This is a genomic window from Anaerobacillus sp. (assembly GCF_046314235.1).
Taxonomy (GTDB): Bacteria; Bacillota; Bacilli; order Bacillales; family Anaerobacillaceae; genus Anaerobacillus.
This window is the reverse complement of the sequence record NZ_JBKBWN010000003.1, coordinates 233,640-256,848: the sequence shown is the minus strand read 5'-3', so window position 1 is coordinate 256,848 and position 23,209 is coordinate 233,640. Positions and strand designations below refer to the sequence as shown.

25 protein-coding genes are annotated in these 23,209 nt (G+C 36.3%); 8 read left to right on the top strand and 17 right to left on the bottom strand.

Annotated elements, in window-relative coordinates; genetic code table 11:
• Positions 1-41 precede the first annotated feature (41 nt).
• Positions 42-752, top strand: a complete 711-nt coding sequence (locus ACK4M9_RS05355; protein ID WP_409848564.1) for a YwaF family protein — start codon at positions 42-44, stop codon at positions 750-752.
• Between the two features lie 126 nt (positions 753-878).
• On the opposite strand, the gene ACK4M9_RS05350 is transcribed toward ACK4M9_RS05355, so the two are convergent.
• Genes ACK4M9_RS05350 through ACK4M9_RS05335 form a run of 4 tightly spaced genes read right to left on the bottom strand, consistent with a single transcriptional unit; the run spans position 879 to position 4,268 of the window.
• The gene (locus ACK4M9_RS05350) at positions 879-1,235 is read right to left on the bottom strand and encodes a MerR family transcriptional regulator (RefSeq protein WP_409848563.1); all 357 of its coding nucleotides are present in this window, start codon (positions 1,233-1,235) and stop codon (positions 879-881) included.
• Positions 1,236-1,282: 47 nt separating this feature from the next.
• Positions 1,283-2,011, bottom strand: coding sequence for an exonuclease domain-containing protein (locus ACK4M9_RS05345; RefSeq protein WP_409848562.1), 729 nt, complete (start codon positions 2,009-2,011; stop codon positions 1,283-1,285).
• Positions 2,008-2,973: a DUF294 nucleotidyltransferase-like domain-containing protein gene (locus ACK4M9_RS05340; protein ID WP_409848561.1), complete on the bottom strand. Its 966-nt coding sequence runs from the start codon at positions 2,971-2,973 to the stop codon at positions 2,008-2,010. Before ACK4M9_RS05340 ends, ACK4M9_RS05345 begins: the two co-directional genes overlap by 4 nt.
• A gap of 29 nt (positions 2,974-3,002) precedes the next feature.
• Positions 3,003-4,268, bottom strand: coding sequence for an ammonium transporter (locus ACK4M9_RS05335; protein ID WP_409848560.1), 1,266 nt, complete (start codon positions 4,266-4,268; stop codon positions 3,003-3,005).
• A 373-nt stretch (positions 4,269-4,641) separates the two neighbouring features.
• Here ACK4M9_RS05335 and ACK4M9_RS05330 point away from each other — a divergent pair, with 373 nt between their 5' ends.
• Positions 4,642-5,214, top strand: a complete 573-nt coding sequence (locus tag ACK4M9_RS05330) for a cell wall hydrolase (RefSeq protein ID WP_409848559.1) — start codon at positions 4,642-4,644, stop codon at positions 5,212-5,214.
• 185 nt (positions 5,215-5,399) lie between these two features.
• Here ACK4M9_RS05330 and ACK4M9_RS05325 read toward each other — a convergent pair whose 3' ends face one another.
• Positions 5,400-6,152, bottom strand: a complete 753-nt coding sequence (locus ACK4M9_RS05325; RefSeq protein ID WP_409848558.1) for a pirin family protein — start codon at positions 6,150-6,152, stop codon at positions 5,400-5,402.
• A 346-nt stretch (positions 6,153-6,498) separates the two neighbouring features.
• On the opposite strand from ACK4M9_RS05325, the gene ACK4M9_RS05320 reads away from it, so the two are divergent.
• Complete coding sequence (locus tag ACK4M9_RS05320) at positions 6,499-6,981, top strand: CarD family transcriptional regulator (RefSeq protein ID WP_409848557.1); 483 nt, start codon at positions 6,499-6,501, stop codon at positions 6,979-6,981.
• Positions 6,982-7,092: 111 nt separating this feature from the next.
• Here ACK4M9_RS05320 and gltC read toward each other — a convergent pair whose 3' ends face one another.
• Positions 7,093-7,998, bottom strand: coding sequence for a glutamate biosynthesis transcriptional regulator GltC (gene gltC / locus ACK4M9_RS05315; RefSeq protein WP_409848556.1), 906 nt, complete (start codon positions 7,996-7,998; stop codon positions 7,093-7,095).
• 214 nt (positions 7,999-8,212) lie between these two features.
• On the opposite strand from gltC, the gene gdhA reads away from it, so the two are divergent.
• A complete protein-coding gene (gene gdhA / locus ACK4M9_RS05310; RefSeq protein WP_409848555.1) occupies positions 8,213-9,595 on the top strand; it encodes an NADP-specific glutamate dehydrogenase in 1,383 nt (460 codons plus the stop codon).
• Positions 9,596-9,705: 110 nt separating this feature from the next.
• On the opposite strand, the gene ACK4M9_RS05305 is transcribed toward gdhA, so the two are convergent.
• The 8 genes from ACK4M9_RS05305 to ACK4M9_RS05270 form a co-directional block, all read right to left on the bottom strand.
• Positions 9,706-10,332: a CAP domain-containing protein gene (locus tag ACK4M9_RS05305; protein ID WP_409848554.1), complete on the bottom strand. Its 627-nt coding sequence runs from the start codon at positions 10,330-10,332 to the stop codon at positions 9,706-9,708.
• 287 nt (positions 10,333-10,619) lie between these two features.
• A complete protein-coding gene (locus ACK4M9_RS05300; protein ID WP_409848553.1) occupies positions 10,620-11,285 on the bottom strand; it encodes an NAD(P)-binding protein in 666 nt (221 codons plus the stop codon).
• A 36-nt stretch (positions 11,286-11,321) separates the two neighbouring features.
• Positions 11,322-11,783 carry a GNAT family N-acetyltransferase gene (locus ACK4M9_RS05295; protein ID WP_409848552.1) on the bottom strand — a complete coding sequence of 154 codons (462 nt, stop codon included), beginning with the start codon at positions 11,781-11,783 and terminating at the stop codon, positions 11,322-11,324.
• 52 nt (positions 11,784-11,835) lie between these two features.
• Positions 11,836-13,620, bottom strand: coding sequence for an ABC transporter ATP-binding protein (locus tag ACK4M9_RS05290; RefSeq protein ID WP_409848551.1), 1,785 nt, complete (start codon positions 13,618-13,620; stop codon positions 11,836-11,838).
• Entirely contained in the window at positions 13,613-15,343 is a 1,731-nt protein-coding gene (locus ACK4M9_RS05285) for an ABC transporter ATP-binding protein (RefSeq protein ID WP_409848550.1), read from the bottom strand. Before ACK4M9_RS05285 ends, ACK4M9_RS05290 begins: the two co-directional genes overlap by 8 nt.
• Positions 15,344-15,593: 250 nt before the next feature.
• A complete protein-coding gene (locus tag ACK4M9_RS05280; RefSeq protein ID WP_409848549.1) occupies positions 15,594-16,262 on the bottom strand; it encodes a hypothetical protein in 669 nt (222 codons plus the stop codon).
• 224 nt (positions 16,263-16,486) lie between these two features.
• Positions 16,487-17,350 (bottom strand): cyclic di-GMP-binding domain-containing protein, MshE-related, encoded by an 864-nt coding sequence (locus ACK4M9_RS05275; RefSeq protein ID WP_409848548.1) that lies wholly within the window; start codon positions 17,348-17,350, stop codon positions 16,487-16,489.
• Positions 17,351-17,357: 7 nt separating this feature from the next.
• A complete protein-coding gene (locus ACK4M9_RS05270) occupies positions 17,358-17,735 on the bottom strand; it encodes a response regulator (protein ID WP_409848547.1) in 378 nt (125 codons plus the stop codon).
• A gap of 292 nt (positions 17,736-18,027) precedes the next feature.
• Between ACK4M9_RS05270 and ACK4M9_RS05265 the strand changes: the two genes are divergently transcribed.
• From ACK4M9_RS05265 to ACK4M9_RS05250, 4 genes are all read left to right on the top strand, one after another.
• Entirely contained in the window at positions 18,028-18,831 is an 804-nt protein-coding gene (locus ACK4M9_RS05265) for an Fpg/Nei family DNA glycosylase (protein WP_409848546.1), read from the top strand.
• Between the two features lie 21 nt (positions 18,832-18,852).
• Positions 18,853-19,683 (top strand): deoxyribonuclease IV, encoded by an 831-nt coding sequence (locus ACK4M9_RS05260; RefSeq protein WP_409848545.1) that lies wholly within the window; start codon positions 18,853-18,855, stop codon positions 19,681-19,683.
• A 220-nt stretch (positions 19,684-19,903) separates the two neighbouring features.
• On the top strand, positions 19,904-20,122 hold the full coding sequence (locus ACK4M9_RS05255) for a DUF1450 domain-containing protein (protein ID WP_409848544.1): 219 nt from the start codon (positions 19,904-19,906) through the stop codon (positions 20,120-20,122).
• A 96-nt stretch (positions 20,123-20,218) separates the two neighbouring features.
• On the top strand, positions 20,219-20,431 hold the full coding sequence (locus tag ACK4M9_RS05250) for a hypothetical protein (protein ID WP_409848543.1): 213 nt from the start codon (positions 20,219-20,221) through the stop codon (positions 20,429-20,431).
• Between the two features lie 123 nt (positions 20,432-20,554).
• Here the strand turns inward: ACK4M9_RS05250 and spx are convergent, their stop codons facing one another.
• From spx to ACK4M9_RS05235, 3 genes are read right to left on the bottom strand one after another with little or no spacing between them, the layout of a single operon-like run.
• The gene (spx, locus tag ACK4M9_RS05245; RefSeq protein WP_409848542.1) at positions 20,555-20,950 is read right to left on the bottom strand and encodes a transcriptional regulator Spx; all 396 of its coding nucleotides are present in this window, start codon (positions 20,948-20,950) and stop codon (positions 20,555-20,557) included.
• A gap of 16 nt (positions 20,951-20,966) precedes the next feature.
• On the bottom strand, positions 20,967-22,385 hold the full coding sequence (locus ACK4M9_RS05240) for a HAMP domain-containing sensor histidine kinase (RefSeq protein WP_409848541.1): 1,419 nt from the start codon (positions 22,383-22,385) through the stop codon (positions 20,967-20,969).
• Entirely contained in the window at positions 22,382-23,071 is a 690-nt protein-coding gene (locus tag ACK4M9_RS05235; RefSeq protein WP_409848540.1) for a response regulator transcription factor, read from the bottom strand. The genes ACK4M9_RS05240 and ACK4M9_RS05235 overlap by 4 nt, the downstream gene beginning before the upstream one ends.
• Between the last annotated feature and the right edge of the window lie 138 nt (positions 23,072-23,209).

The following is a 23,209-nucleotide window of genomic DNA, read 5'->3' as shown; positions in this document are numbered from 1 at the left end:
TTAAGCCAAAAAATAAGGAACACTATAAGCGGAGGTGCAAGATGAAACCATTTATATTTAATCCCGGTGAACATATTGACAGAAACCTGTTTCTTTCATTTGAACATTTAATGGCACTTTACATATTTGGAGCTTTAGTCGTTTGGCTTTACCTCTACCGAAATCATCGATTTATGAAGCAAACGAGATGGATCCTTTTCGGTACGCTTGTTATTTCAGAAATAGGTATACTTGTCTGGAGTATTTCAACAGGCTTGTGGGATATACGCTATAATTTACCTTTACACCTTTGCACAATTAGTTTATTATCAAGCTCATATATGCTGGTGACCAGTTCATACAGAGTGTTTGAAATCATTTATTTTTTTGGAGTCGGCGGCGCCTTTCAAGCAATTATTACGCCAGAATTATTTTACACATTCCCACATTTTAGATTTTTGCACTATTTCATCGCACATTTTGCGATTATTTTAGCGATTTTATATATGATATGGGTCTGCAAATTCATGATTACCTTTAAATCTGCGCTCAAATCATTCGTTGTTTTAAACTGTATTGCCGTTGTCGCCTTTACAGTAAACCATGTAACTGGAGCAAACTATATGTTTTTAGCTAGGAAGCCCGCTACACCGAGCATCCTTGATTGGCTCGGCCCATATCCATATTATATAGTAACACTTGAATTCATCGCGATTGCATTATTCCTGTTCCTTTGTTTACCATTTTATTATAAAAAGGTTGTTTACAGGTAAGATTACGCTAAGATTCGTTATATCTGCGTTTCAGATTCAATAGTGAATTGATGTAGATATTAGTCTGTTCAGCTATACTTGGTACTTTCTTCCTAAATAAAAAGTGACTCACTTGGAGGAGCCACTTTACTTACTATTATTCTTATTGAACAAAACCATTCTCATCTGCACAAATCTAAATATCTCGTCTAATTCACGTTCGGAAAACGAGTAATCACGATTGATAACGTTTTCCTCTTGTGTCTTTGACGAAAATATTGCTTTAATCCCCGCAATATTGATTTTTTGATCAATATAAGACTTAATTTCAAGAAGGCGTTCAATATCATTTAATGAGAAAATCCTCTGATTCCCTTTGTTCCTTAAAGGAGTGATTAAGCCTTGATCTTCATAATAGCGAATTTGCCGTGCTGTTAAATTCGTCATTTCGACAACGTTACTAATCGGAAATATCGCTAAGTGCTGAGGGATATTATTTTCCAAGCCACCTCCACCCCTTTTTAATGCCGCTTTTTTAAGACAACTGCTTTCTAACGAGCTAAATAAGAATAAACATCCTTTAAATGGTTAAAACCTTGCTCTTTAATTAAGCGAACACTTTTCACCCATAGCATCGCTGTTGCAAGGGCATCGTCAAAAGCGTGATGCCTTCTTTTCATGCTAATTTCATAATGATTGCACCAATCATCCAATGAAACATAATTTAGGTTCGGTTCATTAATTTTCGTTAAAAAAGACGTATCTATGACCCGGTGTTCAAAACGAGTCTTTAATGTCGACCATGTCGCATGCTGCATGAAACTTCGTTCGTGATTTGCATGATGCGCAACAAGCGGATCGCTTTTTACAAATTGAAAAAAATCAGTTAATACTTTATCAATTGGAGGTGCTACTAATAAGTCATTTTTTGATATTCCCGTTAATGCTTCAATTTCTGGCGATGGCCCCTTTTCATTGTAAACTAATGAATAGAACGTTTCTTCTTCTAATACCGTTTCACCATGAATTTTCACTGCGCCAATTGATAATATTTGATCGCCATTATAAGGGTGAAAACCCGTTGTCTCGATATCAAAAACAACTAACTTCAGCTCTTTAAAAGGCGTTTCCAACACATCTTGTCTTTTCATTTCACGTTGTAATTGTCTCAAAAATGCAACATTACTAGGGGCATTTTGATTTGCTATTGATGAATATGAATTTCCGCCTAATTTCCCTGGAATTTGCCTTAGAAATTGCATCATTTCGTTCATATTCATAATGAACACCTTTGATCAATCAGTTCTTTCGTTTCTTTAAACAGCTTTCGGCCTTTTTTCATCATTGCTTTTAAGCTTTCTCTCTCTCTAGAAGATAATGAATTCACTTGAAGCAAATGAACCTTTTGATAACTTACAGCATTTTTTTGATAATACAATCGATAATTTAATAATTTTAAGAAATCAGCCTGATAAGCTTTCATATCACTTAGATGGTCTGGTAAACGTTGAAATCGTTCGAGTGTTGATGCATCAGTGATTTTTTCTAGAAGAGCTAATAATCGTAAGGAGTTGACATACGGAAAAAAGATCGTTTGCTTCAAATTAATCGTTCCAGCGTCTTGACCTTTTTCCTCTGGAAGTAGCTGACCAAAAATTCCGATCCCTTTCTTAATAAAACCAACATTTTCATATAATCGTCGATATAGAAATGGTTCCTCCTCCAGCTTTGTAAAAGCTAGTTCCTTTAATCGAAATAATAATTCGTTGTCACCGACTAACACTCGAGAGTCAAAGAAAGTAGAAAAATAACGAAGTGATTCCCAATCGTTTTCCTCGAGCCACGCTATGATTTGTCTTTCCCATTCATCTCTCGATTTGCACCACAGCGCTTTTGAAGCCATAACATTACCTTCACATTGTGCATAGCCAACTTCCTCTAAGCCTTTAGAAATTTCTGTGCCAACTTTCAAAAAGTAATCTTGATCGTCAGTTGCTGAATGATAGACGATCCCATGATCTTGATCACTCCAAACGGATTGCTCCATTCTGCCTGCACTACCCATTACAAAGAAAGCAAAGTGAGCAGGAGGCTTACCCCACTCACTTGCTACTTTCTTTAAAGCAATTCGTACAGTTTCTTTCATCAATTTATCGTGAAATTCATTTAGCTGAAAATGATCTAAAGACACTAAGCCCATTTCTGTTTTTCGCCAAGCCTTTAATTGTTCGTAGTGTTCCAAGGACATCAATCCCCTCAAGATTACTAACTTTAAGCACCTTGCTTGTTTTTATCCGGCATACTCTCAGGATAACCGTAGCTTCCGTGCTCACTTAAGTCAAGACCAATAATTTCTTCTTCTTCAGTAACACGAATACCACCCATCGTCTTTGCCATAACCTTTAAGATAATATACGAAACAATAAATGCATACAGTCCACAAGCCACAACCCCCATCGTTTGCACACCTAATTGTGTAATCCCACCACCGTAAAACAATCCAGGCAGCCCACCATTCATTGCCGCTAGTTCAGGTGTTGCGAAAAACCCAGTTGAAAGTGTGCCCCATACTCCAGCAACTCCGTGAACAGAAAGAGCAAAAATCGGATCATCAATGCGAGCTTTATCAAATAACTTCATACTGAAGAAAACAATTAAACCAGCAATTAAACCAATGACGACTGAAGCCCATGGTGCAACGAACGCACATGATGCAGTAATTGCTACAAGACCTGCTAATGCTCCGTTTAATGTTGTTGGAATGTCCGCTTTTCCAGACACAGCCCAGACAATAAACATTGCCGCCATCGCACCTGCTGCTGCTGCAAGTTGCGTGTTTAATGCTACAAAACCAAAGAATGCATCATCGACTCCTAGCGTACTACCAGCGTTAAAGCCGAACCAACCGACCCAAAGAACTAAAACTCCTAGTGCTGTATAAACTTGGTTGTGACCAGCTAAGTCATTTGCGGAACCGTCTTTGTTGTATTTACCAATCCGTGGTTTTAATACAATCGTTGCTGCTAATGCTGCCATCGCACCAGTTAAGTGGACAACCGTTGAACCAGCAAAATCTTGCTTACCGTGCCCAGCTAACCAACCTCCACCCCATATCCAATGAGCTACTACTGGGTAGACAAGTGCCGAGAAAAGTAAGGCAAATACGACATAGGCTGATAACTTGCCTCTTTCCGCAAAACCTCCAAATGCGATTGTTAAAGCAATGGCAGCAAAAGCGAGCTGGAACATGAAATCAACCGAACCTGCTAACCCATCAACAACACTCGTAAAGTCACCATAGAAAAAGTCAGATAAACCAATAAAGCTATTTCCTTCACCATAGATAAATCCATATCCCACTGCCCAAAAAACAATAGAAGCGACTCCGACTGTGAAAATCGTTTTACCGGCAATGTGCCCTGCATTTTTCATTCTAGTTGACCCTGCTTCAAGTAAGATAAACCCGCCTTGCATTAATAAAACCAACGTAAAGCAAATCATTATCCACACATTATTCATTAAATAGATAGGATCCATTCCCAACACTCCTCTTGTTTTTTAAATTTTACGAGTTAACTTTTCGTTAACATCGGTTGTTAAGTGTTATTATATATTTCTGAATTTTCACTACAACAAACTTGGTAACTAATCTGACAAACTACTTTATCGATATAATTCCTTGTAACCGCTTTAGTTATTGCTATAAAAGACTTTCCAACTATATTTAAATTTGAGGTTGTCATTGCCCTCGCTACCTATCTTGCTCAAAAATTAACTTCTCTTTGGCACGCATTCTTTCCGCTAATGGAAATCAACCCATCGTTTTCCTAATGAAACGACTCTACTAATCTGTTAGTCTAGTAAACGTGCTAGAAAAAAACTAATAGAATTTAAGCGGAGGTACTATACAATGCGTAAACTAATTATCACTTTTTCACTAGCGACATCTCTATTATTCGTAGGAAATCAACAAGCAGATGCTTCAACCGTGCATTCGGTTAAAAGTGGCGACACTTTATGGTTACTTGCTAACCACTACGGTGTTTCAGTAAACGCAATTAAAGCAACAAACAATAAAACTGGAGATACTATTTTCGTCGGTGAACGTTTAACTATTCCTTCTTCTGTTACAGCCGCTGAAAAGCGCTTAATGGCTCAATTAGTGACAGCGGAAGCAAAAGGTGAACCATATGCTGGGCAAGTTGCCGTAGCAACAGTTATTTTAAACCGCGTAGATAGCCCACTTTTCCCTAACACGATCAACAGTGTTATTTATCAAAATGGTCAATTTACACCAGTTAGAACTGGTTCAATCAATCAAACGCCAACAGCTGCTGCGATTCGTGCTGTTGACGAAGCCATTGCCTTTCGTGGCCAAGGTCGTGGATCATTATTCTTCTATAATCCAGCGATCGCTACTAATCATTGGAATGCAACAAGACAGCACACAATCACCATCGGAAATCACGTTTTCGCAAAATAAGTAACTATCTAAAAAAGACTGAATAAGTGCCATTTACGGCATTCATTCAGTCTTTTTTGTGACAGAACTTGTTTTGCTGAGTAACCCAAAGACAAAAAATTATCGAAGTGAGAAATAAATTTTAAAAATAAAGTAGCCTCAATTGTTTAGTAAAATCTTAACAATTAAGACCACTATAAAATCGCTTATTTTCGGTACAACGGATAATCGACCTCAGTCGGTACGAGTATCGCTATTAACCGTAACTTTTCACCCTTCTTTGCTTCAATAAGAGCATTAGTCTTTCCGTAAGCTGTCAAAACGATGAAATCTTTATGCTGAAAATCAGTATCATTCACAGCACCATTGCCACGAATCGCGAGCATCGCTAAGCAGTAATTATCCGGCACCGGAAATTCTAAGCTCTCACCATCGTTTATTTCTAAATCAAATAATTGGACATCAGCAACTAATTGTACTGGAGAACCTTCGCCAATCACCGTCTTAAGGCGATATCCCTCTTTAACCTCTGTTGGTAGTTCTTCATGAGCAAATTGAGTGTATGAAGGCTTCCGTTTAACTGCTTCCTTTACAAACGGCTCAAACCAGATTTGAAAGCCCTCCATATTAGGACCGACAAAACCTTCCTCATGCGAAACACCAGACCCCGTTTGCATTATCTGAATTCCACCAGGACCTACCGTACTTTTAGTTCCTAATGTGTCACCATGCTCCGCTTTCCCTTCTATTACATAGGTAATAATTTCAAAGGCCTGATGTGGATGTAGTGGTATATATCCCGCTTTCTCAGCTTTCGCCCACGCCCAATAAAATAGCGGTCCAACTCGTTTCACATGAGATCCTTCACCTGGGAAGCCAATCGGTTTTTGTTCAGTAATTTTCCCCCCGTCAAATTGCCCGATCGCTTGTTGACTTGGTTTGTAAACTTGAATATTCATTTCAACATTCCTTCTTTCTATATTAAATTATCTTGAATCTAATTATCTTGAATTAAGGATAATACTACAGTATGGTTAACCAATTGTCAATTTGTGAACCTCTCTTAGTTTTCCCTTTAATGTAAACTGAAAATCAAATCTAACTTTTACATAAAGCGCTAATATGTTATCCAGAAAGTCAGCAACTGCACTGACTTATGGCTTAAAAATTAAAGAAAAATAATTTTTCAATTAAACCTTTTTATGGATATTGACACGTATATCATTTTCATGATAATATAATATATTTTGCATTTCAAACAATTCATGTTATACTTAACAGATAACTGATTCAGGAGGTGGCCTTATGTATTCAATAGGTGACAAGATTTTTTATCCGATGCATGGCGCAGGTGTAATCGAAGCCATTGAAGAGAAAGAAGTTTTGGGTGAAAAACGACAATACTATATCATGAATCTATCTCTTGGAAAATTGCATGTCATGATCCCTACTCAAAAAACAACAACACTAGGCGTAAGAGAGATCGTCAATGCTAGTGTCATGGAAAATGTACTGAATTTATTTTCTAGTGATTCAGACACTGAAACAGTGGTTCATCCAAACCAAAGATACCGTAACAATATGGATAAAATGAAGACCGGCGATATTTACGAAGGCGCTCGGGTAATCAGAGACTTAAGCAGAATTAGCAAAAAGAAATCCCTAGGGACTAGCGATAAGTTAATGCTGAATAATGCAAGACAAATTCTCATTAGTGAACTTGTGCTAGTTAATAACATGGAAGAAGATCAGGCTTCTAGTTACTTAAATGAAGTCATTAATAAATAATAATCCGTGATTTATAGGTGAAAAAAGAGTATGGAGCCCGAGCTTCCATACTCTTTTTCTTTGAAATCCAACGATCCTTTGAATAACGATCCCCCTCGATAACATCGCCTTTTACTTATTAAACCCACCTAACATCGCAAAGAAATTCTTTAAAAAATTGTAAAACAGTTTTTCTGTTGGCAATAATTCTCGTTCTTTAGGAATAATAATCCCTACAGAACGTGTAACTTCTGGGTCCGTTATATGAACTTTTACCGTCGACCGTGGGTGACTATCGATCAGTGTAATTTCAGGGATTAACGTGACACCTAACCCAGCAGAAACTAATCCTTTAATTGCATCGATGTCCTGACCTTCAAAAGACACATCTGGCAAAAAGCCATTTTGCTTACAGGCATTTACGACGATTTCTCGTAAAATAAAACCATTAGGGAACAATACAAATTGATCTTCACGGAGCTGACTAAGACTAATTGTGCGGTTACCAGAAAGATGATGGTTAGATGGCAATAAAGCGACAAACCTTTCTTGAAATAACACGACACTTTTCAATTTTTTCTCATCCTTAGGTACTGGACCCAAAACAGCAATATCGATCTCACCATTAACAACCGCATCAGTTAAATAATGATAGGTACCTTGAATTAATTTAAATTTTACTAATGGATGCTTTTCTCTAAATACTGAGATCACTGTAGGTAGAGTGTAATTAGCCATACTACTAGGAAACCCGATCCGAATCGTTCCACGCTCAGGATCTAAAAATTCCTCAACTTCACGTTTTGCATTGTCAATTACTTGTACGGCTTCTTTCATATGCTCTAAAAATACTCTGCCAATCGGAGTTAATTTTACATTTCGTCCTTCACGGATAAAAAGTTCAACACCAAGCTCTTGTTCTAAATTGAAAATTTGCCGACTTACAGCAGATTGAGCAACGTGCAACATGTTAGCAGCATCAGTAACGTGTTCTCTTTTTGCTACTTCGATGAAATATTGTATTTGTCTCAATTCCATTTACGTAAAACCTCTTCTCCAATCAATCTAATTGTGGCATTGATTTCATCTAAATTATATATTGTTTAAGATTAATCTAAAATTGTATGATTATACACAGGGGAACTGTTAGAAAATCTACCATTACTTATGTAAAATTATCGGAATTTTGAATAAAAATTCAAGCTAATTCTATCATATCAATTTTTTTATAAAAAGGGGAGCGAAAATTAAAATGGCTACGATTGAAAAAATTAAACAAGATCAGTTTAAAACTGCAAAACAATATGTTAATGAGGTTTATGAAAAAGTAAAACAACGAAATTCAGGTGAAACTGAGTTCCACCAAGCTGTCAAGGAAGTTTTTGACTCATTAGTACCAATTCTTGCTAACGAACCAAAGTATATTCAACAAAATATCCTTGAGCGAATTGTCGAGCCAGAGAGGGTTATTTCTTTTCGTGTACCTTGGGTTGATGATCAAGGGAACGTACAAGTTAACCGCGGCTTCCGTGTCCAATACAATAGTGCAATTGGACCTTACAAAGGTGGATTACGGTTCCACCCATCTGTAAACGCTAGTATTATAAAGTTTTTAGGTTTTGAACAAATTTTCAAAAACTCTCTTACTGGCCAACCAATTGGCGGCGGTAAAGGTGGGGCTGACTTCGATCCTAAAGGAAAATCAGACAACGAAATTATGCGTTTCTGCCAAAGCTTCATGACTGAGCTTTCTAAGTACATTGATCCTAATACAGATGTTCCAGCCGGAGATATCGGTGTAGGTGCTCGTGAGATCGGTTACCTATTTGGTCAATATAAGCGTATGCGTGGTGGCTATCCTGCAGGTGTATTAACTGGTAAAGGTTTAGGCTACGGTGGAAGCTTAGGTCGTACAGAAGCTACAGGTTATGGAACTGTCTATTTTGTACAAGAAATGTTACAAGATCAAGGCGATAGCTTTGAAGGTAAAACGGTTGTCGTGTCTGGCTCTGGTAACGTATCTATTTACGCTATCGAAAAAGCGCGTGAGCTTGGTGCGAAAGTTGTTGCATGTAGTGATTCGAACGGCTATATTTACGATAAGAATGGCATTAACCTTGCAACAGTAAAGCAGTTGAAAGAAGTTGAAAGAAAAAGAATTAGTGAGTATGTAAACTATCATCCGGAAGCTGAATATCATGAGGGTTCTTCTAACATTTGGTTAACTTCATGTGACATTGCTCTTCCTTGTGCAACACAAAATGAAATTGATGAAGTATCTGCAAAGCTATTAGTTGCTAACGGTGTTAAGGCAGTAGGTGAAGGTGCCAACATGCCATCTACACTCGAAGCCATTGACGTATTCATAAATAATAAGGTTTTATTTGGTCCTGCAAAAGCGGCTAATGCTGGTGGCGTAGCCGTGTCAGCTCTAGAAATGGCGCAAAACAGTATGAGAATTGCGTGGTCTTTCGAAGAAGTTGATGCAAAGCTTCATGAAATCATGAAAAATATTTACCGTAGCAGTGTAACTGCTGCCGAAGAATTTGGCTACCCAGGGAATTTAGTTGTCGGTTCAAATATTGCAGGTTTTAAGAAAGTTGCCGATGCAATGATCGCTCACGGTGTTATTTAACACTTTCAATTGTGAAATTTACAACATTAATGCGATAAAACAAAAATGACCGCTCACTTGGTGACGGTCATTTTTGTTGCATTAGCAAGCGCTTCAGCTTTTTATTACAATTACCTAGCTTTAATAAACATTTGCACCCAAGCGCCGTGATAGAAGCCAACCCCGATTGTATCATATTGGGCATTTAAAATATTAGCGCGGTGTCCTGAAGAATTCATCCATGAATTCATGACAGCTTCTGGAGTCTTTTGTCCTTTAGCGATATTCTCTCCTGCTGTTTGATAGCTAATTCCAAATGTTTTTAACATATCAAATGGCGACCCATAGTTAGGGCTATTATGTGAAAAATAGTTTGATTTAATCATGTCCTCAGCTTTTTTATGTGCAACATTTTTTACATCAGCTCTATGTGTAAGTGGCTTTAATCCAGCCTTACGTCTTTCTTGATTTACTAATGACACAACTTGATCTTCAAATGTACTTGAGTGTTCAGCTGATGGCTTTAATCGGATAACTTCTCCTACATGCATATTTCTCGGTTCAATTTCAGGGTTCAACCTCATTAACTCTCGATAGTCAAGGCCATACCGTTGAGCAATAAACCAGAACGAGTCACCACGTGAAACTTTATAATGCTCAAACGGTGGTTCTTTAAAAAATTGAATGTTTTGAGCATGAGAAACTACCGGAAGACAAAAAGAAAATAGTAACACTGCCAATACTACACGTTTTATCATTGGAATCCTCCATATCTTTTTATTGAAAGAAACAGTTTTTTCTTCCAATTATAGTTTGACTACTTCTCCGTTTTCTATGTGTAGAAATTTTTGAAAATTAATCGGGTTGCATTCGAAACACAGCCACAACTGGAAAATGATCCGAAGCATTGCTGTGTTAGAATTTTCAGTATGTAATATATTCCAAATGCTATATTATGCACTTTCGCTTATTACTTGTTAAAATAAAAGAAAAAAGGTGCTGGATAGAATAAGACCAGAAGCCCATTGCTTCTGGTCTCTTTTTTCTATCCCTCAATCTCACCATTACTGTTTAAAAGCCGTAAAAAGAGCTCTTGTCTCTCTTTATATAACTTACTTTTCGTATATTCAAAAAAAACAGGTTCAAGTAACACTTTCAGCATTTTTTGTCTCACTTTCGAATCAGCAATTACGTTTTGAATTTCACCACGACATTCTGCCAAAAAATCAAGGTAAGACTCATACACATCGTCATATTGTTTAGCTAAATCTGTGACGATTTTTTTTGCTAAACCGGGACTTGCGCCACCAGTTGAAACGGAGATTGCTAGCTTTCCTCTTGTTAATGTTGACGGTACAATAAAATTCCCCATATGAGGATCATCAACTACACTAATTAATTGTAGTTCATTACATGCTTCATACACTTGTCTGTTTACATGTTTTGAATTTGTTGCTGCAATGATTAGGAAAGCGTCTGAGATATCCTCATCAGAAAATAATTTGTTTTTCCATTCTACTTTACCTTCATTAACAAAGACCTTAATATTTTCAGTGATTTCTGGACTAATAATGGTTATAGTTGCGCCAGTACCTAATAGTTTTCGTACTTTCCGTTCGGAGATCACACCTCCACCAACGATTACAACTAACTTTTTCTCTAAACTAAGACTAATAGGATAGTGCTTCAGCGTACCCACCTCGACATTCATTATCTGTTTACTAATAGCACGACACGAGCAATTTTTTTATAGTTCCTTCATGGTGCTCGAATTTCTTATCATATCAACATGGGGAATTCCATCTTCTAAATAAGTTTCTGAAATCGGCTTAAATCCAAATGAACGATAAAACTGCCGTAAGTGGTCTTGAGCTTGGATTTTTATTTCAGTTTCATTTAATTCGCTTTGAACAAACTCAATAGCCCGCTTCATTAATTCTGAAGCAATTCCCTTGCGACGATAGGCTTCTTTGACAATCACTCGACCAACTGACACTTCATCGTACTTTAACCCTTTAGGTAAAATTCGACAATACGCCATTACCTCACCTTCTTTTTCAAAAAAAAGATGATAAGAATTTTGATCCAAATCATCTAGTTCTGGGTAAGGACAATTTTGTTCAACAACGAAAATATTAATCCGTTCCTTCAAAAGGGTATATAATTGATCGTTTGTTAATTCAGCAAATGTTTTTAACTGCCATGACATAATTAATCTCTCCCTACCTTTTTGTAAAAACAGTCTCCAAAACGGAGACTGCTTATATTGCATCAATCTTTAAATGGCCATGATAAAGGTCAAAATAAAAGCCTTTGTTTTTCAGTAAAGAGTCGTGCGTTCCTTTTTCAATTATTCGGCCTTCATTTAGGACAATAATTTGATCTGCTTGCTGAATTGTATTCAGGCGATGGGCGATTACAAAGCTAGTGCGACCATCCATTAACCGTGCTAGCGCTTCTTGTATCTTGATTTCGGTAATTGTATCAATACTACTTGTCGCCTCATCAAGAATTAAAATTTTGGGTCTCGCTAAGATCGCTCTTGCAATGGAAAGTAGTTGCTTTTGCCCCTGACTAATTCCACCACCATCTTGAATTAACACGGTATCATAACCTTTAGGCAGCTTCGTAATAAAAGAATGAGCATTTGCTAGTTTCGCTGCTTCAACCACTTCTTCATCACTTGCCTCAAGTTTTCCATAGCGAATATTTTCCTTAATCGTTCCTTGAAATAAGAAAGGATCTTGTAATACAAAGCCCATATGTTGCCTAAGGTTTTCTCTACTAACAGACATTATATTTACGCCATCAATCATTATTGCCCCTTCATTGGGATCATAAAAACGACTAAGCAAATTTATAATTGTTGTTTTCCCGGCTCCGGTAGGGCCTACAAGTGCTACGGTTTCACCAACTTTCGCTTTAAAAGAGACGTTATAAATGGTTTTACCATCCTGATTGTAAGAAAATGAAACATCGCTAAATTTGACATCGCCATCTACTTCCCTAAGATTTAGTAATTCTTGGGCATCCTCTTCCTTTTCTTCATCCATAACTTCAAACACCCGTTCAGCACCAGCTACAGCGGAAAGAAGGGTATTGTATTGATTGGCAAGGTCATTTAGCGGCCGTGAAAATTGTCTTGAATATTGTGTAAATGTCACAATGACTCCGATAGAAACAAGTTCGTTTATGGCAAGAATTCCTCCTGCAAGTGCGATGATCGCAAAGCTTAAATTGTTCAGTACATTTAACAATTTTGGAATAAACCCTGAGTATGCTTGTGCCCAGTAACCAGATTGCTTTAGCTGCTCATTTTTTTGAGAAAATTGCCGTGTTACTTTGTCTTCTTGAGAAAATGTTTTCACAACACTTTGACCTGATATCGTTTCTTCAATAAAACCATTCATATCTCCTAAATTACGCTGTTGCTCACGAAAATACTTTCGAGTTCGGGACGTAATCCATTTCATTCCAAAATATAATAAAGGAATTACCGTTAACGTAATCAACGTTAACAATGGGCTGAGATAAATCATAAAAGCAATCGTACCAATTAGCGTAAGAGCACTTGAAAAAACTTGAATGACAGAACTGTTTAATGTTCGACTAACATTTTCCATATCATTCGTAAGTCTACTCATTAACTCTCCGTGCTGTTTTTGATCAAAATAACTAATTGGTAGTCTATGAAGATGGCGAAATAAGTGCCTTCTCATTCGATAAACTGTATTTTGAGCGATACTAATCATAAAATAATTATAGAGCCATATCGCTATTGAATTAAAACTATAAATAATGGCTAGCAAAACTAATAAATATAGAAGTCCATCGCTATTTCTTGACACAATGTAGTTGTCTACAGCAACCCCAATTAAGTAAGGTCCTAATAACGATAGAACAACACTTACAGCTACTAACATTAGCACAAAGCTTATTAAGGCTTTCTTCTCAGATAAATAAATCCATATTCTTTTAATCGTACCCAAAATATCTCTTGTTTTCGGTGACGGGCCCTCTTTCATTAAATGCGAATGCTTAGCCATTGTTAACCACCACCTCATGATATTGGGAGTCATAGATCTTCTGGTAAAGGTGACTTGATTGTAACAACGATTCGTGATCGCCTTTGTCAACAATCATCCCATCTTCGAGCAATAAAATTTTGTCGGCAAGTTTCACTGTACTGACTTTTTGTGTGATGATCATCGTGGTGCACGATAGTCCCTTAATGGCCTCTAAAATTTTTGCCTCGGTTTGTAAATCTAAAGCACTAGTACTATCATCAAGCAGTAATATTTTTGGTTTTCGAATTAAAGCTCTGGCAATTGAAAGACGCTGTTTTTGTCCACCAGAAAGATTAACTCCTTTTTGCCCAATAACTGTATTGTATTGATTAGGTAGCTTTTCTATCGTCTCATGGATTTGAGCTGCTTTTGCGGCATCAACAATTTCCTCCATCGTTGCGTCCTCTTTGCCCCAACATATATTCTCTTTTACCGTTCCCGAAAAAAGCCTAGCTTCTTGAGGAACAAACCCAATTTGGTTACGTAAAGATGTTAATTTCAACTGTTTAATATTGTGGCCGTCAATCGTAACCGCACCAACGGTTGTATCATAAAGCCTCGGAATTAATTGGAACAGCGATGTTTTACCAGAACCTGTCGCTCCAAGGATCGCTACTGTTTCACCGTTCTTCACCTCAAAATTCAGATCTCTTAATACTTCTTCATTCGTATCTGGATATTGAAAAGAAACATTATCAAACTTAATATTGCCGTGAAATAAATCATTAAGTAAGGGTGACCCTTGACCATCGACTAAATCCACCTCTACTTCTAACACTTCTGCAATCCGACTAGAAGATGCTTTAGCTCTAGCAAGGTTCATTAGAATAAATGAAAACACAGAAAAGGCAAACATAATTCTTGTTGCATAATTAACTAAGGCTACAATTTCTCCAATGTTAGCTTCATTGGCTGTTACTTGAAAACTTCCAAACCATAAGATAAAAAGGATGCTTATATTCATCACTAATAACAACACTGGCATCGTTAATTCGATCAACCTTAAAGCGCCGATTGTATTATCTTTTAATTCTTGACTCGCTTTAGCAAAACGATTTTGTTCATGCTTCTTCCTCAAAAAAGCTTTAATTAATCGCATTCCTGCTAGATTTTCACGCATGACACTATTTACAGCATCGAGTCTTTCTTGAACTAACTTAAACAAAGCTACTCCACGTGCCATTAACCAAACCATAAATATAAATAACAACGGCATCGTTACAACTAGAATTAACGCAAGCTTCCAGTTGACAAATAACGCCATTATTACTCCACCAATAATCAGTAACGGCGCTCTCGCCATTATACGTAACCCCATAAAAACTAGCCCTTGGACTTGATTCACGTCATTTGTTAGCCTCGTAATCAAGGATGAAGTTGGAAATCGATCTAAATTCGCAAACGAAAATGATTGGATTTTATCAAACAAGGCTGCTCTGACATCATAACCAAATCCTTGACTAACATGAGCTGAGTAAAACGAATTAACAATCCCTGCAGCAAACCCGATGAGAGATAAGCCCATCATAAAGCCTCCCCAAATCAAGACCACTGACAGATCATTTTTTAAAATTCCATCATCGATAATTTTCGCCATTAACAATGGGTGCCATAACTCAACAAATAATTCTACAAGCATTAAAAATAATGCAATATAAATTGGCTTCTTATAAGACTTTAAAAACGACAATACTTTAAACATAAAGTCCCCCAGTGATTTCTCAAATAAACAGGTCTTAAATATGTATAACGATACTTTTTAAGTTTACGTCCAAAGGGGGAAATATTCAAATATTTGCATCCTTGTTTCCTTTCGAACGTAATCCCTAATCAGGACATACTTCAATCGATCAAAGTGAAAAGAACATTGTACCCTCACAAAAAAATGACAACTACAGGAAAAAGAGCCTCTATAAAAGAGACTCAATTAAAAACACTTATCATTCCGATGCTTAAGAAGGATCAAAACCTTCCATCATGTCCATGTTATTTTCGATTAACTCAATGATAGCGCCGGCTTCTTCTTTACTAAAAATAAAGTTCGTTTCATCTTCAATCGTCTCGTCATTTTCTGTAAAAATACGATTTATACGATGAAGGATGCCATCACCAGTTTCTTTCACAACTCCAAATTTATAAGTAACCTCTACCTCGTCTAAGTATGAATAAGCTAAGACTTCGGGAGTTGTCCATTCAACGTCAACGATAACATCATATTCGCCACCGTCTGTGTACACTTGAGTTTCAACATCATCATCGTCTTCGTCATAAAGATCATCTTCTTCATCTTCGTCAATTTCTTCAACTTCTGTATCCATAAAGTTGTGGAAAACTTCATGAATAGCATCAAGGATTTCCTCAATATCAGGTAGCAATTGTCGATATGTTTCCCCGGTTGTTAAGTCGAACTCCTCCATGTAAAACTCTTCATTATGCGGATCAAAAAATAATGTGCAAAAAGTTTCTCGATCATCTTCTTCAAACTCAACATAAAATTCGATCTTTGGGTGTTTAGACGCTCTATCAATTCGCATATGTCCTATTTCATCATAATCCTCACAAATCGACTCTAAGTTGTCTTGCATCTCGCTACAAACTCGATCAAACCATTCTAATGACATATAAACATACCACCCTTTCAAAGTTATACATGCTTATTATGCCTATCTTCGTCATTGTTGAGCATACCACATTTAACCATTTGTAAATCAAGCAACCTTTAATTGGAAGATCTTGGGAAGGGTTTTCGCTAGTTCAATCATCGCTCGGTTTTGAGCTATTATCTTTTAGATTAGCTCATAAAAAAACATGGCGCATACCCCAAAATATAGGTGCGCCACGTTTTTTAATTTTTCTTCAATCCAACTACGATGCTCATGTCTGCAAATGTAAACTTGAAATAGCTCATTTCATCCCTAAGAGTAGTAATTTCGGCCATACATTGTACTTCTAAGTCAATATCAAAACCTTTGTCCACTTCATTGACAACGAAAATACCATTATGTAGATTTAAAAACTCTAAAATGGCTGAAATGCATAAATCATCGACTTCAGTGATTACTTCCTCTGCAAAAATCGATGCAATTTTTATAAAGTCGCTTTCTTTTAACATCAAATACGTATCAAGATTGTACTCACCAGTGATCTTTTGGAAGGCGATTAATGGATAGTCATTAATCAAGTCTTCATTGACTTTTTCTACAAATGTTTTTTCATGTAAGTGTCTTTCAATATTTTTCGCTAATAAAACAAGATATTCTTCAAACGTCGAGTTTTTCAATTGTAAACTGCTTGATATGATTTTTTCAACATTATCACTAGTTAATTCTTGAAGGTCTTCATTCGTTAATCCGTTTTCATTTTTATAATTAAACAAATGTTTACTAATTTGCGCCATTGTTAAAATATTTTTATCTAACAGTATCTGACTCAATAGTAAGTAGCTACTTTTTTGTCCAGTTAATAATTCCTCAAGCTTATCTATACTTAAATAGCCTTTATCTATGGCGATTTCACCAAATCGTTTATCGGAGGACATTTGTGCTTCATTGACCTCTTCAATTTGTTGAAGTGTCATAAACCCTTTATTTAAAGCTAGAATCCCTAATTTTACATGAGTATTTTTTTCTTCTTGGAAAACTTCGTTTAATTGCTGGCTCGTGATAATTCCTTTGTTTAATAAGAAGTTACCAAAATATTTACTAAACATATGTGGATTACTCCCCTTTCACTCTCTGTAAAATCGTTTTTAACACGTTAACGTCTACCGGTTTTTGCATGAAGTCAAACACACCTAGCTTTACCGCTTCTTTCACATGTTTGGAAGTCCCTACAGATGTTACCATGACAACATTGATATCTTTCGTACGTTCATCGTTTTTTAATTCCTCTAAAGCTTCAATACCAGTTTTGTTTGGCATAACAATATCTAAGAAAAGAACATCAATATCATTTGTCCCTTTTAATTTTTCAACTATGTCAGAACCGTCGGAAGCCTCAATAACCACATTCATCCCTAGTTCCTCTAAGCTAGCTCTTAATTTCTTTCTTACTAACATCGAATCATCACATACTGCCACTCTTAAACTATTCATAATTCCCCTCCAGTAAAAAATTATTATCAGTCAGTTTATAAGGGTGCTACTAATTACCTGTTACTATATACTCAATAATAAAACATAAATCTCTGTTTTTCTATAAAAATTAGCAAATTTCTTTCCTAACTATCATGATTATACATTATTTCCAGAGAAGTTATTACTAAATATAGAAATTGTATAAAGAAAACTCAGCGATTACGGAGGCGAAAACCATGCAACCCACTTCTAAATATTTTCTTAAAAATAACAAATACTAAGCAACATTAAATTCAAGGAGCTCGAACTGATGCCAGAATTACCTGAAATGGAAACGTACAAACGACTCTTAAATGAAAAGATACAAGGCAAACTAATAACTAATGTTGAAATTAACCGTGAAAAATCCATTAATGTTGCCCCCGATCTATTTACTCAGGAAGTAAAAAACACTTCTGTAATTGCTGTTGAGAGACGAGCAAAACACCTTATTTTTAAACTAAACTCCGGTAAAAATCTAGTTCTTCATTTAATGCTTGGCGGCTGGATGTATTTCGGGAATGACGAAGATCAGCCAGAACGAACAAAACAAATTATCCTCACATTCCCCAATGGAAAGTTGTATTTCATCGGACTTCGTCTTGGATACCTTCATTTGTTCGATGAGCAACAATTAAAAGAAGAGTTTGCTAAACTTGGGCCAGAACCACTTGATCAGCATTTTACGTTGTCAACATTTCTAGAGCATATTAAATCTCGTAGGGGAATGTTAAAAACGACGTTAGTCAACCAGTCCTTCATCGCCGGTATTGGAAACTGTTACTCTGATGAGATCTGTTTCGACGCTAAATTGCTTCCAACTAGAAAAATGAGTGAGCTAAATGAATTTGAGAACACTAACCTTTTCAACGGGGTGATCTCAGCACTAAACCGTGGGATTAACCAAGGAGGTTACATGGATGATCCTTTCTTTAAAGGAGACCAATTAACAGGATGCTATCAAACACTCGTCTATGATCGCGAAGGTCAGCCCTGTTTTAAATGTAATTCGAAAATCCTTTTAGAGATGATTTCTTCTAAAAAAACATTTTACTGCCCAAATTGTCAACAATAACTTGTAAAGTAGGTGAAATAATTGTACGTAGGTAGCCATGTAAGCATTCGTAACGGATATGAACAAGCAGCAAAAACAGCTAAAGCACTTGGAGCGACCGCCTTTCAATACTTTCCAAAAAACCCACGAAGCATTACCGTTAAACAATTTGATAAAGTCTCTGCACAAAACTGTGCAGCTTTTTGTGATAAAGAAGGGATCGTTTCCATTGCTCATACGCCGTATCCAACGAACCTTATTCCTGAAGATGATGAGATCGAAGTTCAAATTGTTAAATCGATCCTAAATGATTTAGAAATCGCCGAAACTTGTGGCTCAATTGGCATCGTCGTCCATTTCGGTACAACAAAAGGTGCGATCCGTTTAGAAGGCTACAAAAAAATGATTGCCATCTTAAATACAGTACTTGAAAATTGGCATGGTAATTCTTTAATTTTAATCGAAAACAATGCGGGTTCTGGTACAGACATGGGTATTAGCTTAGAGGAAATGGTCCAAGTTCGCAAGCTCACAAAATCACCAGAAAAAATCGGGTTTTGCTTTGATACTTGTCATGCATACGCCAGTGGGGTGTGGAATGGTGATAATTGGGACGAAGTTGTTAAAAAAGGGATCGAACTTGACTACTTTCAATATTTAAAAGCTATCCATCTAAACAATTCAAAATACCCAACAGGTAAACGGAAAGATCGCCATGCAAATCTTGAAAATGGACATATCACTGAACTGCAATGGCAAAGCTTTCTAAATTCACCTGTTATAAAAAACATCCCTCTTATCTTAGAAACTCCCAGTGACGAAGGCTATACTCATGAGCAGGAAATTGAGATGGTAAAGGGGATGCTCTCCTAGTCATGAAAATTGTCATAACTTAATCTAAAGTTTCTCGCAAAAAACTGCACTCACCTGCTCAATTAAGTGAACTAAAAACATAGCTTGCGACTACATAATTTTACATAAAAAAGACAAAGAAAAATATAAGGATTGCGTGTAACAACGCAATAAAATCTGCTATAATCATAGCAAGTGATAATCATTTTCAATTAATCTAAAATTTCGAGGTGATACATACATGAAAAAAGTATATTTCTGTCAAGAAAATGACTTTAATACAAAAAAAGTGTATAAAAAATTAAAATCCCTTGATTTAAAAATAAAAGTAAAACGTAAAGGCTGTATTGGCGAGTGTAAAACATGTAAGCATTTCCCTTTCTCAGTCGTAAATGACAAAGTAGTAAAATGCGACACTGCCGAAGAGCTTTATAAGAAACTTTACAAAAAAGTGAATTAACTATCCCTATATTTTAAAATTATTCCTAAATTGACTTGTCCATTTAATCGTACAATGGTACATTAACAAAAAGTCATATGAAAGGAGCCAAAATATATGGAACCGACGATCTTGGCGCATATTATTCTTGGCAGTATCTTAACTTTAAGTATCATCATTACTGCGTTCTTACTATTAAGATTGCTATTGGCCCCTAGCGCCAAAAAAGCCATTTTTAGTGCACGTTTTCGTAAATCTGCCATCTTAACCGTTGTCCTATTCATTAGTTATATGGGTTGGATATTTATAAAAAAAACATTTCTATATTAGAACAAACAGGCTGTTCCAAAAGCACTCAACACCTCGTCTACTAAAAATAGATCGTGTACAAACATACACTTCTATACGACGTGAATTGGTACTTATGGAACAGCCTCTTCTTTTTATTACACCTTAATTAATTGAAAGTTGTGCTTGTTGCAAATTAAATTTACGCGTTTTTCTCGGTAAAAACCGTCTAATTTCTATTTCACTGAAACCAGCCAAGAGACGTTTCTCATCAATGATGATGGGACTTCGTAAAAAACAAGGATTGTCACTAATAAATTTAAAAAGTTTTTGTATAGATATTGTTTCTAAATCAAAACCAAGCTTCTTAAATATTTGTGATCTCGTCGAAATAATCTCATCAACACCGTCTTCAGTTCTCCCAACCATCATTTTTATTTCTTCGATTGTCGGTCTATGGGTTAAGATGTTTCTTTCAACGAACTCAATGTTGTGCTCTTTTAACCATGCTTTAGCTTTTCTAGATGACGAGCAACTTGGGCTAGTATAAATCGTAATCATATTCCATATCTCCCTTCTACTCTCTAACTTTCTTATGTTCTAATGGTAGCGTAACGGTAAAAACAGTACCTTTTCCAACTTCACTAATCACTTCAATTTTTGCGCCTCCGTGTAAATCAACAATATGTTTTACAATCGATAAACCAATTCCAGTACCAACTTTTTGACTGCGAGCTTTGTCGACTTTAAAAAAGCGATCCCATATATAATTAAGTTCTTCTTTAGGAATACCTGGACCATGATCTTTAATTGATATAACTACATCTTTAGCTATAGTTGACAATCGGATTGTTACTAATCCTTTAGAAGGCGAGAAATTAATTGCGTTTTGGATTAAGTTTCCGAGAACTTGATCAATTCGGTCCTTATCAGCAAATACATAAATATCTTTTTCCTCATAAGTCTCAAGTTCAATTTCCAATTCTTGCTTCAGTAATTGCGGCTCTAACTTTGCAATTAAGCTACGTATTTGTTCAGATACGTTGTAATTTTGTGGGTATATCGAAACTTGACCAGCTTCAATTCTAGCGATGTCTAACAAATCATTTACAAGTTTAATGAGCCTCTCTGTTTCATCTTTCATTAAGTGTAAATAACGACTTTGATCACGTTCTGGAATTGTCCCATCTAACATGGCACCAATAAAGCCGTTTATCGATGTTAACGGCGATCGCATATCGTGCGAAACGTTGGCAACAAACTCTTTTCTCATCAAATCTAAACTCGCTAACTCTTTGGCCATATGATTAAGCGTGTCTCCTAATTGCCCAATCTCATCATTACTCTTAACTTCTACTTTTTTATCAAAGTTTCCTTTTGCATACTCCATAGCTACTAAATTCATACTTCGTAGCGGTGATGAAAGCTTATTAGATAGTATAAATAAAAAACATGTTGTAACAACTGTCGTAATAAGTCCTGCTAACATAAACATTCCTTTGATACTTTTTGCGACTGGGTCATATCCATGCAAAGCAATAACTAGCACCTTTTCTTCAAACGTATCTTGCCCGCCTTCAAGTGGTGACACCATAAGGAATATCCTCTGACCCTTTTCATTCACAAACTCATTTACTGGATTACCAGCAAGGGCTTTTTCTATAACTTCTTTTTCGATGTGGAGCGGTTCTACCATACCAGAAAAAACATGCAACAACTCGCCAGTTTCATCAAATAAATAAATACTCCTATGATCTTTATCATTCATAAGCCCTAATGTGGAAATGATTGCATCTTTGTTTTGACCTTCTTTATACGCTAATTCAAGTGTGAGCTCTACTTGTTCATGTTGAGCATGTAACGTATTAAGAAAATTTTGTTTTAGATCGTTTTGAAAAAGTATATAAAAAACAGCACTAAAGATGAGAAATGCAGCGATCGAGCTAAAAACATACGTAGAAAAGAGTTTTGTAAAAATACTAGACTTAAGTTTCAAGATGTATTCACCTCGAATTTGTAACCAATCCCACGCAATGTCTTTAGTTCCCAATCTGGGTTCGTCTTACCCAATTTCTCACGAAGTCTCTTAATATGGACATCAACCGTTCGCGGGTCGCCTTCAAACTCATAACCCCAAATCTGGTCTAACAATTCCTGTCTCGTAAAAACACGATTCGTGTGAGAAGCGAGATAATAAAGTAATTCGATTTCTTTCGGTGGTAATGTCATCGTTTCTTCGTCATATTTAATTTGGTATTGCTTCATATCAATAATTAACGATGGAAACGATAGAACCTCCTGATCACCGTTTAGGATGTTATATCTTCTTAGTACAGCCTTCATTCGTGCTAATAACTCCTTTGGATCAAAGGGCTTAACAACATAATCGTCAGCTCCTAAATCTAATCCTTTAATCTTATCGTAGCTCTCACCTTTACCTGTTAGCATAATAATTGGGACAGGGAAATCTCTTCTGATCTCCTTGCAAACTTCCCATCCACTTAAACCTGGCAGCATAATATCTAAAACAACTAGGTCAGGATGAAATTCGTAGTAAGCTTCTATCCCCACTAAGCCATCGGTTGCATGTTTGACCTCATAGCCGGCCTTCTCACCATATAAGCGGATAAGTTCACAAATATTAGGATCGTCATCAATAACTAATAACGTTAACTTTTTCATGTTCACAACTCCTTTTTATTTTGAAGGGATACTAGCTAGACGACATGTTTCTCAGGTAATTTGATGTATTTCGTAATCAATCTTTCACTAGAATGTCATGGAGGTCTAGTTTTTCTTTTCTCAGAAGATACGGCTTCT

Bases quoted from the DNA above. Each gene is read 5' to 3' on its own strand.
- gltC (WP_409848556.1), bottom strand. From the start codon at position 7,998: ATGGAATTGAGACAAATACAATATTTCATCGAAGTAGCAAAAAGAGAA.
- ACK4M9_RS05345 (WP_409848562.1), bottom strand. From the start codon at position 2,011: ATGAATATGAACGAAATGATGCAATTTCTAAGGCAAATTCCAGGGAAA.
- ACK4M9_RS05335 (WP_409848560.1), bottom strand. From the start codon at position 4,268: ATGGATCCTATCTATTTAATGAATAATGTGTGGATAATGATTTGCTTT.
- ACK4M9_RS05325 (WP_409848558.1), bottom strand. From the start codon at position 6,152: ATGAATATTCAAGTTTACAAACCAAGTCAACAAGCGATCGGGCAATTT.
- gdhA (WP_409848555.1), top strand. From the start codon at position 8,213: ATGGCTACGATTGAAAAAATTAAACAAGATCAGTTTAAAACTGCAAAA.
- ACK4M9_RS05270 (WP_409848547.1), bottom strand. From the start codon at position 17,735: ATGAATAGTTTAAGAGTGGCAGTATGTGATGATTCGATGTTAGTAAGA.
- ACK4M9_RS05275 (WP_409848548.1), bottom strand. From the start codon at position 17,350: ATGTTTAGTAAATATTTTGGTAACTTCTTATTAAACAAAGGAATTATC.
- ACK4M9_RS05250 (WP_409848543.1), top strand. From the start codon at position 20,219: ATGGAACCGACGATCTTGGCGCATATTATTCTTGGCAGTATCTTAACT.
- ACK4M9_RS05355 (WP_409848564.1), top strand. From the start codon at position 42: ATGAAACCATTTATATTTAATCCCGGTGAACATATTGACAGAAACCTG.
- ACK4M9_RS05235 (WP_409848540.1), bottom strand. From the start codon at position 23,071: ATGAAAAAGTTAACGTTATTAGTTATTGATGACGATCCTAATATTTGT.
- ACK4M9_RS05290 (WP_409848551.1), bottom strand. From the start codon at position 13,620: ATGGCTAAGCATTCGCATTTAATGAAAGAGGGCCCGTCACCGAAAACA.
- ACK4M9_RS05280 (WP_409848549.1), bottom strand. From the start codon at position 16,262: ATGTCATTAGAATGGTTTGATCGAGTTTGTAGCGAGATGCAAGACAAC.
- ACK4M9_RS05320 (WP_409848557.1), top strand. From the start codon at position 6,499: ATGTATTCAATAGGTGACAAGATTTTTTATCCGATGCATGGCGCAGGT.
- ACK4M9_RS05305 (WP_409848554.1), bottom strand. From the start codon at position 10,332: ATGATAAAACGTGTAGTATTGGCAGTGTTACTATTTTCTTTTTGTCTT.
- ACK4M9_RS05285 (WP_409848550.1), bottom strand. From the start codon at position 15,343: ATGTTTAAAGTATTGTCGTTTTTAAAGTCTTATAAGAAGCCAATTTAT.
- ACK4M9_RS05265 (WP_409848546.1), top strand. From the start codon at position 18,028: ATGCCAGAATTACCTGAAATGGAAACGTACAAACGACTCTTAAATGAA.
- ACK4M9_RS05300 (WP_409848553.1), bottom strand. From the start codon at position 11,285: ATGAATGTCGAGGTGGGTACGCTGAAGCACTATCCTATTAGTCTTAGT.
- ACK4M9_RS05295 (WP_409848552.1), bottom strand. From the start codon at position 11,783: ATGTCATGGCAGTTAAAAACATTTGCTGAATTAACAAACGATCAATTA.
- ACK4M9_RS05330 (WP_409848559.1), top strand. From the start codon at position 4,642: ATGCGTAAACTAATTATCACTTTTTCACTAGCGACATCTCTATTATTC.
- ACK4M9_RS05255 (WP_409848544.1), top strand. From the start codon at position 19,904: ATGAAAAAAGTATATTTCTGTCAAGAAAATGACTTTAATACAAAAAAA.
- spx (WP_409848542.1), bottom strand. From the start codon at position 20,950: ATGATTACGATTTATACTAGCCCAAGTTGCTCGTCATCTAGAAAAGCT.